14 protein-coding genes are annotated in these 16,396 nt (G+C 71.8%); 7 read left to right on the top strand and 7 right to left on the bottom strand.

Annotated elements, in window-relative coordinates; all coding sequences use genetic code 11:
* On the bottom strand, positions 1–738 hold a 738-nt coding region (locus E1286_RS38520; RefSeq protein ID WP_132620797.1), incomplete at its 3' end, for an RDD family protein.
* A 51-nt stretch (positions 739–789) separates the two neighbouring features.
* On the opposite strand from E1286_RS38520, the gene E1286_RS38515 reads away from it, so the two are divergent.
* Positions 790–1,782 (top strand): stage II sporulation protein M, encoded by a 993-nt coding sequence (locus E1286_RS38515; protein ID WP_132620795.1) that lies wholly within the window; start codon positions 790–792, stop codon positions 1,780–1,782.
* A 49-nt stretch (positions 1,783–1,831) separates the two neighbouring features.
* Here E1286_RS38515 and E1286_RS38510 read toward each other — a convergent pair whose 3' ends face one another.
* From E1286_RS38510 to E1286_RS38490, 5 genes are read right to left on the bottom strand one after another with little or no spacing between them, the layout of a single operon-like run.
* Positions 1,832–3,205: a DUF58 domain-containing protein gene (locus tag E1286_RS38510; protein WP_132620793.1), complete on the bottom strand. Its 1,374-nt coding sequence runs from the start codon at positions 3,203–3,205 to the stop codon at positions 1,832–1,834.
* Positions 3,205–4,185 carry an AAA family ATPase gene (locus E1286_RS38505; protein ID WP_132620791.1) on the bottom strand — a complete coding sequence of 327 codons (981 nt, stop codon included), beginning with the start codon at positions 4,183–4,185 and terminating at the stop codon, positions 3,205–3,207. The genes E1286_RS38510 and E1286_RS38505 overlap by 1 nt, the downstream gene beginning before the upstream one ends.
* Complete coding sequence (locus tag E1286_RS38500) at positions 4,175–5,353, bottom strand: DUF4350 domain-containing protein (protein ID WP_246075526.1); 1,179 nt, start codon at positions 5,351–5,353, stop codon at positions 4,175–4,177. The genes E1286_RS38505 and E1286_RS38500 overlap by 11 nt, the downstream gene beginning before the upstream one ends.
* Before the next feature lie 43 nt (positions 5,354–5,396).
* Entirely contained in the window at positions 5,397–6,038 is a 642-nt protein-coding gene (locus E1286_RS38495) for a DUF4129 domain-containing protein (RefSeq protein ID WP_132620789.1), read from the bottom strand.
* The gene (locus E1286_RS38490) at positions 6,035–7,279 is read right to left on the bottom strand and encodes a DUF7847 domain-containing protein (protein WP_246075525.1); all 1,245 of its coding nucleotides are present in this window, start codon (positions 7,277–7,279) and stop codon (positions 6,035–6,037) included. The genes E1286_RS38495 and E1286_RS38490 overlap by 4 nt, the downstream gene beginning before the upstream one ends.
* 270 nt (positions 7,280–7,549) lie before the next feature.
* Here E1286_RS38490 and mtrA point away from each other — a divergent pair, with 270 nt between their 5' ends.
* The 6 genes from mtrA (at position 7,550) to E1286_RS38460 (ending at position 14,989) form a co-directional block, all read left to right on the top strand.
* Positions 7,550–8,227 carry an MtrAB system response regulator MtrA gene (gene mtrA / locus E1286_RS38485; protein WP_090763607.1) on the top strand — a complete coding sequence of 226 codons (678 nt, stop codon included), beginning with the start codon at positions 7,550–7,552 and terminating at the stop codon, positions 8,225–8,227.
* 17 nt (positions 8,228–8,244) lie between these two features.
* A complete protein-coding gene (gene mtrB, locus E1286_RS38480) occupies positions 8,245–9,990 on the top strand; it encodes an MtrAB system histidine kinase MtrB (protein WP_132620787.1) in 1,746 nt (581 codons plus the stop codon).
* Positions 9,977–11,707, top strand: a complete 1,731-nt coding sequence (locus tag E1286_RS38475) for an LpqB family beta-propeller domain-containing protein (protein ID WP_132620785.1) — start codon at positions 9,977–9,979, stop codon at positions 11,705–11,707. Before mtrB ends, E1286_RS38475 begins: the two co-directional genes overlap by 14 nt.
* 609 nt (positions 11,708–12,316) lie before the next feature.
* Positions 12,317–12,841, top strand: coding sequence for a ComF family protein (locus E1286_RS38470; RefSeq protein WP_246075524.1), 525 nt, complete (start codon positions 12,317–12,319; stop codon positions 12,839–12,841).
* A gap of 610 nt (positions 12,842–13,451) precedes the next feature.
* Complete coding sequence (gene hpf / locus E1286_RS38465; RefSeq protein WP_132620781.1) at positions 13,452–14,120, top strand: ribosome hibernation-promoting factor, HPF/YfiA family; 669 nt, start codon at positions 13,452–13,454, stop codon at positions 14,118–14,120.
* 170 nt (positions 14,121–14,290) lie between these two features.
* Positions 14,291–14,989 carry a response regulator gene (locus E1286_RS38460; RefSeq protein WP_132620779.1) on the top strand — a complete coding sequence of 233 codons (699 nt, stop codon included), beginning with the start codon at positions 14,291–14,293 and terminating at the stop codon, positions 14,987–14,989.
* A 39-nt stretch (positions 14,990–15,028) separates the two neighbouring features.
* On the opposite strand, the gene E1286_RS38455 is transcribed toward E1286_RS38460, so the two are convergent.
* Positions 15,029–16,207, bottom strand: coding sequence for a winged helix-turn-helix domain-containing protein (locus tag E1286_RS38455; protein WP_132620777.1), 1,179 nt, complete (start codon positions 16,205–16,207; stop codon positions 15,029–15,031).
* Positions 16,208–16,396 lie beyond the last annotated feature (189 nt).

The raw sequence follows: 16,396 nt of genomic DNA, 5'->3' as shown, positions 1-16,396 counted from the left end.
GGCGAAGCGGGCCTCCTCCCGGCGGCGGCGCTCGGCCAGGACCGCGCTCAGGTACGCGTGCGGCGGCACCCCGGCCGGCGCGGCCGGCGAGACGTATCCCGCCACCTGGTTCGCGATGCGCACCCCCATCTCGTGCTGGACCAGCGGCGACAGGTCGTGCCAGCGCGACAGGTACTGCCGGGCGGCCTGCGCCACCTCGGCGGGCAGCTGGGAGAGCTCCAGCGTGGCCGCCCACCCCGCGAGCTGCGGCGGCATCACGACCGGCGGGGACGAGTCGCGCGGTGCCCGGTCGGAGATCACGATGGTGCCGGCGAAGACGTCGCCGACCCGCTTGCCGCGCTGCGAGACCAGCGACGCGATCAGCGCCGGCGCCCCCCACAGCAGCCAGAACTCCACCACTCCGGCGACCCCGCGGAACAACGCCTGACGGAAACGCTCGGGGCTGCCGTCGTCGCCGACCACGCGCAGGCCGAGCGCCAGCTTGCCGAGGCTGCGGCCCCTGCTGAGGGACTCGAAGACCACCGGGTAGCCGACCATCACCAGCACGACGAACACCACCATGACCGTGCCGAACGTGGCCGCGTCCGTGATCGGGGCGAACGCGCTCAACAGGGCGTACGCGCCGATCAGCACGGCGAACTGGACGGCGAGGTCGATGAGGATCGCCAGCGCGCGCGAGGGCATCTGGGCCACGCGCACCTCGACGACTACCGCGTCGCCCGTCACAACCTCTGACATATGTGGAGCCTAACGGCTAACCGTGGGTGTTCGAGCGGCCAGAATGTTCGGGTGGACATCGATGCATTCGTCACGGCACACCGCCCTGTGTGGGACCGGCTCGACCATCTCGTCAAGCACCGCTCGTCACTGACGGGCACCGAGGTGGACGAGCTGGTGGAGCTCTACCAGCGGGTGTCCACGCATCTGTCCATCGTCCGCTCGTCCTCTTCCGACCCCATGCTGGTCGGACGGCTGTCGGCGCTGGTGGCCAGGGCTCGTTCGGCGGTGACGGGCGCGCACGCGCCGGCCTGGCGTGAGCTGGTGCGCTTCTTCACGGTGTCGTTCCCCGTGGTCGCCTACCGGGCGCGGTGGTGGTGGCTGGCCAGCTCGCTGGCGTTCGTGGCGGTCGCCTGGGTGATCGGGGCGTGGGTGGCGGCCAACCCCGACGTCCAGGCGTCGATCGCCAGCCCCGAGCAGATCACCCAGCTTGTCGAAGAGGACTTCGCCGACTACTACTCCGAGCACCCGGCCGCCTCCTTCGCCGGGCGCGTGTGGACCAACAACGCCTGGCTCGCGGTCCAGACGATCGGCTACGCGGTGGTGCTGGGCCTGCCCATCCCGTACGTGCTCTACGCCAACGCCGAGAACGTCGCCGTCTCCGCCGGGCTCATGGCCTCCCGCGACAAGCTCGACATCTTCTTCGGCCTGATCCTGCCGCACGGGCTGCTGGAGCTGACCGCCGTGTTCCTGGCGGCGGCCGTCGGCATGCGGCTCGGCTGGACGGTCATCGACCCGGGCCCGCGCAGGCGCGTCGAGGTGCTGGCCGAGCAGGGCCGGGCCGTGATGAGCGTGGCCCTGGGGCTCGTCGTGGTGCTGTTCCTGTCGGGGCTGATCGAGGCGTTCGTGACGCCCTCCGGGCTGCCGACGTGGGCGCGCGTCGGCATCGGGGTGCTCGCCGAGGTCGCCTTCCTCGCGTACGTGATCGTCTTCGGCCGCCGCGCGGTGGCCAGGAACGAGACCGGCGACCTCGAACGCGCCCCCGACGTCGCCCCCAGCGCCTGACTCAGCGCCTGCCTCAGGGCCTGTCTCAGGGCCTGTCTCAGGGCCTGCCTCAGAGGCGGCCGGCGGCCTTCAGGGCGAGGTAGGCGTCCGCGAGCGCGGGCGCGATGTCGTCCGGCGGCGCGTCCACGACCTCCACGCCGTGCCGCCGCAGCCTGGCCGTGATGCGCCTGCGTCCGAGCTGGGCCTGCTCGGCCGCCGCGGCGTCGTACAGCTCCTCGGCCGTGCCCCGGCGGCCCGCCATGGCGGCCACCCGCGGGTCGGACACCCCCGCCACCAGCACCAGGTGGCGCGAGGAGAGCTGCGGCAGGACCGGCATGAGCCCCTCGTCCAGGGCCGCCGCGTTGAGGTCGGTCAGCAGCACGACCAGGCAGCGCCGCTTGGCGCGCGACAGGACGGCGGCCACCATGCCCTGCGCGTCGGCCTCGACCAGCTCCGCCTCGATCGGTGCCATCGCGCTGACCAGCGACGACAGCAGCTCGGTGCGCGAGGCGCCGCTCACCCAGGCGCGTACGGCCCGGTCGTGGGCGAGGAAGTCGACGCGGTCGCCGGCCCTGGCCGCCAGCGCGGCCAGCAGCAGCGCGGCGTCCATCGACCAGTCGAGCCGCGGCCAGCCCGGCGTGGGCAGCGCGTCCGGCCCGGCCAGCAGGCCGCCGCCCGTGGGAGCGGCCCCCGCCATGGGGGTCGGCGCCTCGCCCACCCGGCCCGCGGACGTGCGGCCGGTGTCGAGCACGATGAGCACCCGGCGGTCGCGCTCGGGCCGCCACGTGCGCACCACCACGTCGTTGCGGCGCGCGGTGGCCCGCCAGTCGATGGACCGCACGTCGTCGCCGACCACGTACTCGCGCAGGGAGTCGAACTCGGTGCCCTGGCCGCGGACCAGAGCGGGGTGCCGGCCGTCCAGCTCGCGCAGCCGGGCCAGGCGGGAGGGCAGGTGCTTGCGGGACAGGAACGGCGGCAGCACGCGCACCGTCCACGGCGCCTGATGGCTGCCCTGGCGGGCGGCCAGCCCCAGCGGCCCGACCGAGCGCACGGTGACCGCCGCGGACGAGCGGTCGCCGCGCCGCGTGGGGGCGAGCGTCACGACGATCCTGCGGCGTTCCCCGGCGGGCACGTCGATGGCGGCCGTACGCGGGGTCGCGCCCGCCGAGGGCGGCCAGGCGTCGCGCAGCAGGCCGCGCACACGCCTGCCGCCCGGGTTCTCCACCACCAGCTCCACCGTGGCCCGCTGGCCGAGGCGTATCAGGGTGTCGCCGGAGCGGTGGAAGCGCAGTGGGCGAACCGCGCCGGCGAACGCCAGGTCCACGAGGATCCCGGCGGCCAGCAGCAGGCAGACCCCGGCCAGCGCGGCTCCGGGCCGCGGCGCGAACAGCACCACCGCGATCCCGAGCGCCGCGAGCAGCCCCGCACGTCCCGTCAGAGCCATCAGCGCGGGACCGGGACCGAGGCGAGGATGCCGTCGAGCAGGCCGTCGGCGGTGGCGCCCTCCAGCTCGGCCTCCGGCCGCAGCTGGATCCGGTGCCGCAGCGCCGGCCTGGCCACCGCTTTCACGTCGTCAGGCGTGACGTACGGCCGCCCGGACAGCCACGCCCACGCCCGCGAGGCGGCGAGCAGCGCCGTGGCCCCACGCGGCGAGACGCCGAGCTGCAGCGACGGGGAGTTCCTGGTGGCGCGGGCGACGTCGACGATGTAGCCGAGCACCTCGGGTGCGATGTGCACCGTGGCCGCCGCCTCCCGCGCCGCCGCCAGGTCCCGCGCCGAGGCCACGGCCTTGACCTGCGACAGGTCGCGCGGGTCGAAGCCGCGGGCGTGCCGGTCGAGCACCGCGATCTCGTGCTCGCGCGGCGGCAGCGGTACGGTCAGCTTGAGCAGGAACCGGTCGAGCTGGGCCTCGGGCAGCTGGTAGGTGCCCTCGTACTCGACGGGGTTCTGCGTCGCGCACACCACGAACGGGTCGGGCAGCGGCCGGGCCGAGCCCTCCACGGTGACCTGCCGCTCCTCCATCGCCTCCAGCAGCGCCGCCTGGGTCTTCGGCGGGGTGCGGTTGATCTCGTCGGCCAGCAGCAGGTTCGTGAACACCGGCCCCTCGCGGAACTCGAACTCCGCCGTCTTCGAGTCGTAGATCAGCGACCCGGTCACGTCGCCCGGCATCAGGTCGGGGGTGAACTGCACCCGCTTGAAGTCGAGCGACAGCGCCGCCGAGAGCGTGCGGACCATCAGCGTCTTGGCCACGCCGGGCACGCCCTCCAGCAGCACGTGCCCCCCGCACAGCAGGGCGATGACCAGCCCCGTCACCACGGAGTCCTGGCCGACCACGGCCTTGGACACCTCGGCGCGCAGCGCCGCCAGGGCCTCCCTCGCCGAGTCGGCCGTGACCGTCGCGTGGTACGTCTCCTCAGGGTTCAATGACCTGCCTTTCGATCGCGTCCAAGTGTCCGGCCAGCGCGACGAGCCCCGCGTCGTGGTCCGGCGGCGGCCCGTAGAGCACGGCGCCGAGCTGCTGGGGGTCCTGGCCCGTACGCGCCGCGAGCGCGGCGACGACCTCGTGCCGCCCGGCGCCCGAGGCGAGCCCGAGCCGGGGGACGAGCCGGTCGATCGTGCCCTCGCGCAGCGCGTCGGCCGCGCGTCCCCTGGCACGCCTGGCCCGGTAGAGGCGGCCCCGCCCCTCGACGGTCTCGGCCGCCCTGACGATGACGGGCAGCCGCTCGGCCACCACGGGCCCGAGCCGTCTGCCCCGCCAGAACGCGGTGACGGCCAGGGCGATGATCGCCATGTAGACGGCCCACCGGATGTTGCCGGGCATCAGGTCGTGCATCGACCGGCCCTGCTCGCCCGGCAGGTCGAGGGCCGGCGGCTCGTCGGGGCGCACCAGCCAGGTGACGGGCTTGCCGGTGCCGATGAGGTTGAGCGCCAGGGCCGCGTTGCCGTCTTCGGCCAGGCGCTGGTTGGTCATGAAGCCGCCGTCGCCGACGACCGTGGTGACGCCGCCGCCGTGGGTGAACCTGACCAGCAGGTGCCCGTCGCCGGCCGGGTAGCAGGCGGTCGCGCCCGCGGGCCCCCGCATGACCGGCCCGCCGAGGTACGCGCTTCCCGCGGCCGTCGCGGCCGGCAGCCCGCACGCGGGCTCGCGGGAGCGCGGACGTGCGAAGTCCGGCTCCATGCGGACGCCGGGGGCGAGGACCGGCAGCCCCAGCAGGTCGCCGACGATCAGGCGGTCACCGGGGATCGCGGTCAGGGCGAACTCGTCGTGGTAGGCGGTGTCGGTGATCACCAGCACACGGTCGCCGGTGGCGGCCTTGGCGGCGGCGGCCGCCACCGAGTCGACCCTGTCGACGGTGACGCCGCGGTCGCGCAGCAGCTCGGCCAGCGCCTTCGAGCCCGAGAGCGAGGCGTCGTCGGGGTCGAGCGGGCGCGCCGGCCCGCGGTCGGGGCCGATCAGCAGCCCGATGACGGCGGCGATCACGGCCAGGACGCCCACCAGCGCGATGCCGCGCCCGGAGCGCCAGACCGAGCGCACGGTGGGTGAGGTCGCGTACGACTCCCCGGCCTGCGGCGGACGCGTCTCCACGCTCACCGCGCACCTCCGCCGTACCCGGCCGTCCCCACGCTCACCGCGGTCACCGTGCACCTCCGCCGTACCCGGCCGTCCCCACGGTCGCGAGGACCGGCCGGGCCTGCTGGAGGCGGGTGTCGAGCGAGGTCATCGCGTCGTACGCCTCCCTGGTGCCCGGCACCCCGCCGTAGGTCACGTCGTCGAACGACCGCGCCCCGGCCGACAGCTCCGCCGCGAACGCCGGCAGCGACACCGCAGCCTCCGCCGCGAGCTCGCCGGCCGTACGCCCCGGCATGCCGCTGACCAGCGCGCGTTCCTCCATGTCGCGGGCGATGGCACGGAAACGCTCGCGGACGGCCTCGGCCCAGCGGCCCTCCAAGGCGAGGCCCTCGGCGGCCCGCCGGTGCTCGGCCGCGGTCATCGCCTGCTCGCCGAACAGCCCGCCCGTCAAGAGCGCCTTCCTGCGAGTCGTCCTGCGCAGCTGCCAGCCCACCAGGGTGATCACGCTGAGGAGGATGAGAACGATCGCCGCGGCGGCGATGACGCCGCCGGCCGTGCCGCCGCCGGTGGCGGCGTCGACGAGGTCGCCGAGGAACTGCATGACCCGCCGGTAGATCAGGTCGAGCAGCGACTCCTTCGCGTACTGGGGGTCGAGGAGCTCGGTCGCGGCCCTCTGGGCGGCCTCGTCCCTGCCGATCGGGCTCACGGCCTGGCGGAGTTGGACGGGTGCCACAGGTCGTCGGCCGAGGAGTGCACCCAGCCCTGGCGCTGCTGTTCGATGGCGGCCGTCTGGAGCACGAGGTCGAACGCCTCGGCACGCATGCGCCGGTCGGCGTAGAGCAGGCCGGCCACACCTGCCTCGAACGGGTAGGTGAGCATCGAGCCGATCGTGTAGCCGATGGTGAGGAACAGCGCCGAGACGATGGCGGTGGCGGCCGTGCCCGCGCCCATCGCGCTGAACATGGTGCCGGCGAACGAGAACGGGAAGGCGAGGACGGTCGAGACGATGCCCACGAGGATCCAGGTGAGCAGCAGGATGCCGAGCACCCGCCAGAAGTCGCCCGTCACCAGCTGCCACGAGCGCCGCATGGCGTCGATCGGCCCCCTGCCCTCCAGCACCACGGCGGCCGGGGCGAACGCGAAGCGCGTCTTGAAGAACAGGTAGTAGACGAAGTAGGCGACGATGAACAGCAGCGTCGCGACGGCCACCAGGGTGAACTCACCCGTCGTCGCGAGCGCCGCCATGAGCAGCACGAAGACGATCAACGGCACGACCATGATGACGGCCATCAGCGCCACCACGCCGAACAGCGCCCCTACCCGGCCCTTGACCAGCCGCCAGGCCTCGCCCGCGCTCACCGTGCCGCCGAAGACGGCCCGGCCGAGGATGCGGGTCAGCACGCCGGTCAGCATGGTGACGACGACGAACTGCACGGCGAGCGAGATCAGGGTGCCGCCGTACTGGACGGCGAGGCTGCCGTACAGGTCGCCGGTGGTCACGCTGCCGGGGTCGGCGGCGATGCTCGCCGCGGAGTCGAACACGTACGCCTGCCCCAGCGCGACCGGCACGGAGACCACGAGCGCGGCCGCGGCCGACAGGCCCAGCACCGACTTGGGGTTGGAGCGGATCAGCTTGATCGTGCCGTCGAGGACGTCGCCGAGGCGCAGCGGGTGCAGGGGGATGATGCCGGGCCGCAGCGCCGGCGGAGGCGGCATGTAGCCGTATCCGGGACCCTGGCCTGCATAGGGGGGATAGGGTGTTCCCGGCCCGTGGCCGGCGGGCGCCTGCTGATAGGGCGGCTGCCCGTGCGGCTGGCCGCCGTAGGGCACCTGCTGCTGCGAGCCGGGCGCGGTCCACGGGGAGGCCGGCGGGGCGCTGTACGGCGGGGGCTGTTCGGCCGACCAGCCTGATGGCGTCTCGGGCATGGGACCGTGACCGTCTGACATATCCCAATCCTGGCATGCTGGGCGGGAGCTTGGTGTCACGGAGGAGATTCGTCGTCCGATCTCGCCCGCATTCTCCGGCGAATCCGGGCACGGTTCACATCCAGGGATGGCCGAAAGCTGCTCTGTTACCGCAGACTGGGAAAGCGGTCGCGGGGGCGGGCGGCACGTTCGCCTCTCGTCAGGCTCATGTGTCGCACATGGGCCTACCAAGGGTAACCTTCAGTGATCGTGCGGGTATGTCCCACAATGCGTAGAAACGAATGAGGGGCCATGAAAGGTCGCGTGCTGGTCGTTGACGACGACGCCGCTCTCGCCGAGATGCTCGGGATCGTGCTGCGGGGAGAGGGCTTCGAGCCGTCATTTGTCTCCGACGGCGACAAGGCCCTCGACGCGTTCCGGGATACACGCCCGGACCTGGTCCTGCTCGACCTGATGCTGCCGGGAGCCGACGGCATCGACGTCGCCCGCAGGATCAGGGCTGAGTCGGGGGTTCCCATCGTCATGCTCACCGCCAAGAGCGACACGATCGACGTGGTGCTGGGGCTGGAGTCGGGCGCCGACGACTACATCGTCAAGCCGTTCAAGCCGAAGGAGCTCGTGGCGCGGGTGCGGGCGCGGCTGCGCCGTACCGACGAGCCGACCCCCGAGATCCTGCAGATCGGCGACATCACCATCGACGTGGCCGGCCACTCGGTCAAGCGCGGCGACGAGACCATCAACCTGACGCCGCTGGAGTTCGACCTGCTGGTGGCGCTGGCCCGCAAGCCGCGCCAGGTCTTCACCCGCGAGGTCCTGCTCGAGCAGGTGTGGGGCTACCGCCACGCCGCCGACACGCGCCTGGTCAACGTGCACGTGCAGCGGCTCCGGGCGAAGATCGAGAAGGACCCCGAACACCCTGAGATCGTCGTCACGGTCCGCGGCGTGGGCTACAAAGCCGGCCCTGCCTGAGCTTCCGACACCCCGCCATGCCCCCGACGAACCAGCGCCGCTCCCGACGGACGTTCCGCCAGATTCTCGGCGGCGCCCGCCGGAGGGTGCGTCGTGCGGCGGGCAAGGCGCGCAGCACGTGGCGGCGCTCGCTGCAGCTCCAGGTGGTCACCAGCACGATGGTGATCTCGGTCATCGTCGTGGTGGTGCTCGGCACGTTCCTGTTCGGGCAGATCAGCAAGTCGGTCGTCGACAGCACCCAGGAGTCCTCGAACAGTGAGGCGTTCGCCGACCGGCTGCAGATCGCCGACGCGCTCGCCCCCGAGACCGACGACCAGGACAAGACCACCGACAGCGGCAAGCAGGGCTCGGCCAACCCGCTCGACGAGGTGATGGACACCATCACGGGCTCCGGCGAGGGCGGCACCGAGAAGCGCTACGACATGCTGGTGCTCAACCGGCGCCTCCCCGGCGCCTCGCGGGGGTCGGGGACGGTCGTGCCCGGCGACGTGCCGGCCAACCTCCAGCTGGGCCTGCAGCGCAACATCCGCGACCAGCAGTACGACGAGCCCTTGGCGACCACGGGAAAGATCCGGTTCGCCGAGGAGGGGCAGTCGCGGCTGACGTACGTCATCGGCGGCGTCGTCCACGTGCCGACCAGCGGCGAGAGCTACGAGGTCTACCACTTCTTCCCGCTCGACGAGGAAGAGCAGCTGCTGGTCAACGTCCGGCTCGCCATCGTCGTGGTGGGTCTCGGGCTCGTGCTGCTGCTCGCCGCCATCGCCTACCTCGTCACCCGCCAGGTCGTCACTCCCGTACGCCTGGCCCGCCAGGCCGCCGAGCGCCTGGCCGCAGGCAAGCTCGACGAACGGCTCAAGGTGCGCGGCGAGGACGACCTGGCCCGGCTGGCCAACTCGTTCAACGAGATGGCCGCCAACCTCGCGCTGAAGATCCACCAGCTGGAGGAGTTGTCGCAGGTCCAGCGCCAGTTCGTCTCCGACGTCTCCCACGAGCTGCGCACGCCGCTGACCACCGTCCGCATGGCCGCCGACCTGCTGTACGACGCTCGCGAGGACTTCGACCCGATGGCCTCCCGTTCGGCCGAGCTCATGCAGGCGCAGCTGGAGCGGTTCGAGTCGATGCTGGCCGACCTGCTGGAGATCAGCCGTTACGACGCCGGCGCCGCCACGCTCGACCTCGACCCCGTCGACGTGCGCGACCTGGTGCTGCGCGCCATCGCCGACTCCGAGGCGCTGGCCGAGCGTCACTCCACCCGCTTCGAGCTGCGGCTGCCCAACGAGCCCTGCATGGCCGAGGTCGACAACCGGCGGGTCGAGCGCATCCTGCGCAACCTGCTGTTCAACGCCATCGAGCACGGCGAGGGCCGCGACGTCGTGGTCACCGTGGGCGGCGACCGCGACGCGGTGGCGGTGGCCGTACGCGACCACGGGATCGGCCTCAAACCCGGCGAGGACACCCTGGTCTTCGACCGGTTCTGGCGGGCCGACCCGTCACGGGCGCGCACCATCGGCGGCACCGGGCTCGGGCTGGCGATCTCCCGCGAGGACGCCGCCCTGCACGGCGGCTGGCTCCAGGCGTGGGGCCAGCCCGGCGAGGGCTCGCAGTTCCGGCTGACGCTGCCGCGCACCGCAGGCGCCGACCTCAAGGGCTCGCCGCTGCCACTGGTGCCGCCCGAGATCGAGATGCGGCGCACCTGGCGTACGTCCATGACGCCGGTCCTCCTGCCGGCGGTCGCCGACGGGGGCGGTTATGACGAGGACTAGACGCTTCGCCGCGGTGACGGCCATCATGGCCGCCGTGACGTGCACGGGCTCCGGGTGCACCGTCATACCGCTGAGCGGCCCCATCGCGGTGAGCGACGTCGGCGCGGGCGATCCCCTGGGCAGGCCGTTCCAGCGCATGATCGCCATCGGACCGCAGCGCGAATGGGGACCGGAGGAGACGATCAAGGGCATGCAGGCCGCCATGGCCGCCTACCCCGACGACCCGTCGGTCCTGCAGCAGTACCTGACACCCGAGGCCAAGGCCACGTGGAACGCCTCCGGACCGGTGACGGTGATCGACGACGCCTTCGAGATCGTCGCGCCCCCGCCGGGCGACGGCACCGAGACCGTGCAGACCGTGACACTCAAGGGCAGCTCGGTGGCCTCCATCAAGGAGGACGACTCGTACGTGCCCACGGCCGGGGCGTGGGAGCGTCCGTACGAGCTGGTCAAGGCGCCCGGCGGCGGCTACCGCGTCAACGCGCTGCCCCCCGGGCTGCTGCTCACCGCCTCCGACGTCGACCGGGCCTACCGGCCGACGAATCTCTACTACCTCAACCGCAGCACCCAGGACCGGCTGGTCGTCGACCGCGTACGCCTGCGGATGAAGACCACCGAGCGCTTCGCCCAGACCGTGCTCGAACGCCTGCTGCAGCAGCCGACCGCGGCCCTGCAGGGCGCGGTGTCCACCAGCTTCCCGCCGGGCACCGCGATCGAGTCGGTGAGGTCGGGCGAGGAACGCGTGGTCATCGACCTCGCCAGCCCGCTGGACCCGCTCGACCTGAGCGCCGAGGACGCGCTCAGGGCGCAGATCCGCTACACCCTGAACAACAACGACGTGGCCAAGGGCCGCATCATCGAGATCCAGGTGAACGGCGAGCCGTACGCCGTCGACCGGCCCAACTCCGACGAGCACTGGCTCGACGACAGCGGCGACCACGCCTACTACGTCAGCCGGGGCGCCGTCCGCCACCTCGGCAAGGACCGCCCCGAGGGCGTCGTGCCGGGCGCGGCCGGCGAGCCGCGCGAGGGGTACTCCGACTTCGCGATGTCCCTGTCCAAGGACGGCCCCCCGCTGGTCGCGGCGCTGACCACGACCGGCATCTCGGTGGCCTCGCTGACGCAGGACGGCCGCTGGCAGGAGGTCATCCACGGCGAGTCCCTGACGCCGCCGACCTGGCATCGGGACGGGTCCCTCTGGACGTACGACCGCGACAACGCCGTCCTGCTGCGCTACGACCCGGCCCACGGGCAGGCGCCGGAGCGCGTGTCGGCGCCCGAGGTGGAGAAACTCGACGTGACGCGGCTGCGGATCGCCAGGGACGGCGTCCGGGTGGCGGTGACGACCGGGAAGAACACCGTCCAGATCGGCGCCCTCACCGGCGGCGGCACGATGCTGGGCAACCTGCAGTTGCTGACCACCATCGAGATGGGCTCCGAGATCACCGACGTGGCGTGGGGCGACGACGAGCACCTGCTCGTGCTCGTGCAGACCAAGGCGGGACAGATCCTCAACGAGATCAACGTCGGCGACGGGGAGACGACGGGGGTGCCGCTGAAGGACCGCCTCAACTCGGTGGCGGCGCTGGACGACCGCATCCTGGCCGAGGCCGAAACCGAAAAAGGCACCAAACTCCTCGAACTCAACCAGGACCGCCAAACCTGGGCCACCAAGCTTGAAACCGACGCCGGCGCCCCCCTCTTCCCCCTCGGCTGACCCAACCGGCCCTCCGGCTCCGACGGCGCAACTCACCCGGCTCCACGAGCCGGGTAATCGCTGCGGGCTGCACGAGCGGGGTACTCGCTGCGGGCTCCGCACGCCGGATACTCGCCTCAGCCGCGACGACCGGGGCTTCCCTCGGGCCCAACAGCGGCCCACGACCCACTCCCGCGTGTCAACGAGCCCTGGCCAGCGCAGCGCTTCTCAGTCGAGCGGCCCTGGCCCGCACGCGCCTTCGCCGGGTGAACGGCCCCGGCCCGCGTGCGCCGGCTGTCCTCAGACGCGGTGGGGGCGGCGCGGTTCGTGCCGCGTTGCCGTGGGTCTCATCCCCGCGACAGGCCCAGTTGGCCGGCAGAGCGGCGTCGGTGGTCGTCGAGCGGTGGTGGGTGGCCGGGAATTGTCGGTGGGAGGCGGCATGGTGGGCGTGTGCTGGCTGCTGTTCTCGATCTCGTTCTGCCGGCGTCCTGCGTGGGGTGCGGGAGCAAGGGGGCGTCGTGGTGTGCGGGGTGTCGTGTCGCCTTGATGGGCGCGCCTGCCAGGCGCAGGCCCGTTCCGGTGTTGGCCGGCCTGCCCGACTGCTGGTCCGCTGCCCCTTACGAGGGGGTGGTGCGTACGGCGATCGTGGCTTACAAGGAGCGGGGTGCCGTCGCGCTCGCCGGTGTGCTGGCCGACGCTGTGGTGAGCGCGGCCGTCGCGGCGGTGGTGGCCGACGCGCACGCGGCTGCGTATGTCGGCGGGCGGTTCGCTGTCGTGCCGGTGCCGAGTGGCGGGCGTCGGGTGCGGACGCGAGGGCATGATCCCGTGGGGCGGTTGGCGGTGATGGTCACGCGGCGGCTGCGGGGGCTGGGGCTGGATGCCGTGCTGTGGCCCGCGCTACGGCAGGTGCGGGGCGTGGCCGACCAGGCGGGGCTGAGCTCCGCCGAGAGAGTCGCCAATCTCGCGGGGTCACTCCAGGTGCGCCACGCCGTGAAAGTCCCTCCAGCGCCGGTTGTGCTGCTTCTGGATGACATTGTCACGACCGGGGCCACCCTGGCCGAGGCAGCCGAGGTGCTGCGCGCGACGGGCGCCGCGGTACCGCTCGCCGTCACCGTCGCAGCGACACGCCGAAGATCTGCTAAGACATTACGGTGACCGTGCGTGAAAACGGGCTCCGCCCGCGACCCTGGCCCACTGGTCACATGTCTCTATCCCCGTACATGTTTCGCGCCTGGTGGCGTACGGGAAGCAGGCCTTGGCAAGGGGTGCCGACCGGTTGAACCCGGCATGGGAAGGCGCTTACCACCCTGGGGGAAACCACGGAAAGTGATCCTTCGGCCGATCCTCCGGCTGACATTCGTCCTGGATGCGGATAGCGTTCTGACATGGCACCCGTTCGGGTCCGTGGTTGCGCAGGGTCGGGGTCCCCGACCCTGCTAGCCGATGCCAGCCGCAGGCAAAACGGTCCACGTAAGGCGACTCTTTGTCGACCGATCACGGTGCGGCTTAGGGGTAAGTCCTGCCTTCCCGGGGGTCCAGATGTCCCCCGTCAGAAGAGAAGGGCAGTAGTGGCATCAGAGCCGCGAAATCCTCAGCAGGCGGATGTGGGGTCGAAGACCAGGTCGGCCGGACGGGTGCCATCAGAGATCCCGGTGAACCCGAGTCGGAAGAGGGGAACGGTGCGAGAAAGGCAGACAGAAGACCCCGCCCGGCGCGCAGGTGGTCGGGCGCTCTTGCTCAGTCGTTAGACGAAGGGGGCTGTTGCATGGACATCATCGTCAAGGGCCGGCACACAGGTGTGAGTGATCGGTTCCGAGACCACGTGACGACCAAGCTGGCCAGGATCGAACGTCTGGACAACAAACTCATCCGAGTCGACGTGGAGGTTTCGAAGGAACGTAACCCGCGACTCGCCGACCAGCGCGAGCGCGTAGAGCTCACCATTCACTCCCGAGGGCCGGCCATCCGCGCCGAAGCCTCGGCCGATGACCGGTTCGCAGCCCTCGACCTCGCCCTCGACAAGCTGGAAGGCCGCCTGCGCAGGCTGGCCGACCGGCGCAAGGTCCACCACGGCAACCACTGCCCGCCCTCGCTGGCGGAGATCACCGCGACGCTTCCGGCCGCCGCCGGCCCCGAGCCCCGCACCGAACCCGCCGTCCCCAAGCAGGTAGAGCCTGACGAGGACGAGTACCAGCAGAAGAACGACCAGCTCTACGACGACATCGTCCCCATCGAGATGGACGGCGAGGGTCCGCTCGTCGTCAGGGAGAAGTTCCACCGAGCCGAACCCATGACGATCGACCAGGCCCTGCTGGAGATGGAGCTGGTCGGCCACGACTTCTATCTCTTCCGTGACAAGGAGAGCGGCCAGCCCTGCGTCGTCTACAACAGACGCGGGTACAACTACGGCGTGTTGCGGCTCGTAGAGCCCTGATCGCGCGCTAAAAGATCTTCTCGACCACCCGAGAACCGCGGGCACGTGCCATCATGGCGGTTCAACGGCTCTGGCCCCCGACGAGGAGGAGACGTGAGCGAGCTCAGTCAGGTTCAGGTGAGCGAGCGAAGCGAGGGAAAGACGGTCGCGAGGCGGATCAAGGAGGCCTTGTGACAGAGTCTGGCGAGTCCCGCACGTCAGCTGACGAGCCGATCCGCGTGCTGATCGTTGACGATCACGAGCTGATCCGACGGAGCCTGGCGTTGGCGCTGGCCGCCGAGCCCGACATCGAGGTGGTCGGTGAGGCGAGCGACGGGCAGGAGGCGGTCGAACTGGCCGACCGCCTCATGCCGGACGTCGCCCTCATGGATGTGCGCATGCCCCGGCAGGACGGGATCGAGGCGGCGAAGGGCATCAAGGCCTCCGTCCCCAGCACCCGCATCATCATGCTGACGGTGAGCGACGAGGAAGAGGATCTTTTCGAGGCCATCAAGGCGGGAGCGACCGGCTATCTGCTGAAGGACGTCCAGATCAACGACGTCCCTGCCGCGGTTCGCGGCGTGCACGAAGGCCAGTCGTTAATCAACCCGGCGATGGCGGCGAAGCTCATCAACGAGTTCGCCTCCATGAGCCGCAAGGAGTCCGAACGCCCGCCCCAACTTCCCGTCCCCCGCCTGACCGAACGGGAGATGGAGGTCCTGCGGCTGGTGGCGAAGGGCATGAACAACCGTGAGATCGCCAAGCAGCTCTTCATCTCCGAGAACACCGTGAAGAACCACGTCCGCAACATTCTCGACAAGCTGCAGCTGCACTCGCGGATGGAAGCCGTGGTCTACGCGGTCAGGGAGCGCATGCTCGAGATCACCTGACCGCCCCCCGGGAGCGGCGGCCGGCGTCGGCCGCTGCTCTCATGCGTTGAGCAGAGGGATCAGCTCGGGCGGGTCGGCGCGCTCGACGCGTACGGCGTCGCAGCCCACCCAGTCGGCGGCCGACCACAGCGCCTCGCGCACGGCGTCGGCCCACCGGGCGGGGGACAGGCCCGGCTCCAGGTGGACCTGCCGGGCCACCAGGGTGGAGCCCTCACGCGCCGGGTCGACGCGGCCGATCAGGCGGCCTCCGGCCAGCACCGGCATCGTGAAGTAGCCGTGCACCCGCTTGTGCTTGGGGACGTAGAGCTCCAGCGTGTAGGTGAACCCGAACACCCGCTCGGTGCGGCCCCGATGCCAGATGAGCGAGTCGAACGGCGACACCAGCGTCGTGCGGTGACGCCCGCGCGGCTCGGACGCGACGGCGGCGGGGTCGGCCCACGCGTTGCCCTGGCCCTTCTTGCCGGCAGGCCAGCCGGAGACGGTCACGGGCACGAGCCCGGCGGCCCCGCTGAGCAGCACCTCGTCGAGGATCGCCGCGTAGCGGCCCTTGAGGCGCAGGAAGTCGAGCAGGTCGGTGCGGTTGGCCACGCCCAGCGAGCGACCGGCGATGGCGGCCAGGCGGGCGATGCACTCCTCGTCGGACGGGTCCTCGGCCAGCAGGTCGGCGGGGACCGCGCGGTCGGCCAGGTCGTAGACGCGGCGCCAGCCGACCCGGCGGGTGCAGACCAGCTCGCCGATGTCGAGCAGCCACTCCAGGCCGATCTTGGCGTCGGACCAGTCCCACCAGGGGCCGCCGTTCTTGGCGCCGCCGACGTCGGAGGTCGTCAGCGGGCCGGAGTCGCGGACCTGGTCGAGCAGCTTCTCCACCCCGTCGGGGACCTCGTGCCAGCGGTAGCGCCGCTCGCGGTAGGCGCGGCGGCGGAACGAGTAGAGGGGCCAGTGCTCGATGGGCAGGATGCAGGCGGCGTGGCACCAGTATTCGAAGCTGCGCGCGGGGTTGTGCCAGTAGGCGTGCTCGACCGTCGGCCGGCCCACCGCGCCCAACCGGGCGTAGGCGACCAGCTCGTGGGAGCGGGCCAGGACGGAGATGGTGTCGAGCTGCACGGCGCCCAGGCGGCGCAGCATGCCCTGCACCCCGCCCTTGCGGGCGTCGGCGCCGATCAGCCCTTGCGCCCGCAGGATGACGCGGCGCGCCTCGTCGGCGGTCAGGTCGATCATGACGGCGTTTCCGTACGGCGATGCATGCGAGCAATCTAACGGCGCCCACCGACAATAGACGCGCCCGCGTCGGGGCCGAACGCCCCGGGACATCTCGGCAAGTGCCCTCCGGCACGACGCCTCCGGCCGCCGGACCTCCAGGGGCGGCAGGCCGCGTCGCGGGCGGGATGGGCCGGGACGGTCGTGCGT

This window comes from Nonomuraea terrae, from assembly GCF_004348995.1.
GTDB classification, from domain to species: Bacteria; Actinomycetota; Actinomycetes; order Streptosporangiales; family Streptosporangiaceae; genus Nonomuraea; species Nonomuraea terrae.
Note: the sequence above shows the minus strand (reverse complement) of the source record. Positions and strands in the feature narration are given on the sequence as shown.

Bases quoted from the DNA above. Each gene is read 5' to 3' on its own strand.
- E1286_RS38510 (WP_132620793.1), bottom strand. From the start codon at position 3,205: ATGGCTCTGACGGGACGTGCGGGGCTGCTCGCGGCGCTCGGGATCGCG.
- E1286_RS38490 (WP_246075525.1), bottom strand. From the start codon at position 7,279: ATGTCAGACGGTCACGGTCCCATGCCCGAGACGCCATCAGGCTGGTCG.
- mtrA (WP_090763607.1), top strand. From the start codon at position 7,550: ATGAAAGGTCGCGTGCTGGTCGTTGACGACGACGCCGCTCTCGCCGAG.
- mtrB (WP_132620787.1), top strand. From the start codon at position 8,245: ATGCCCCCGACGAACCAGCGCCGCTCCCGACGGACGTTCCGCCAGATT.
- E1286_RS38475 (WP_132620785.1), top strand. From the start codon at position 9,977: ATGACGAGGACTAGACGCTTCGCCGCGGTGACGGCCATCATGGCCGCC.
- hpf (WP_132620781.1), top strand. From the start codon at position 13,452: ATGGACATCATCGTCAAGGGCCGGCACACAGGTGTGAGTGATCGGTTC.
- E1286_RS38455 (WP_132620777.1), bottom strand. From the start codon at position 16,207: ATGATCGACCTGACCGCCGACGAGGCGCGCCGCGTCATCCTGCGGGCG.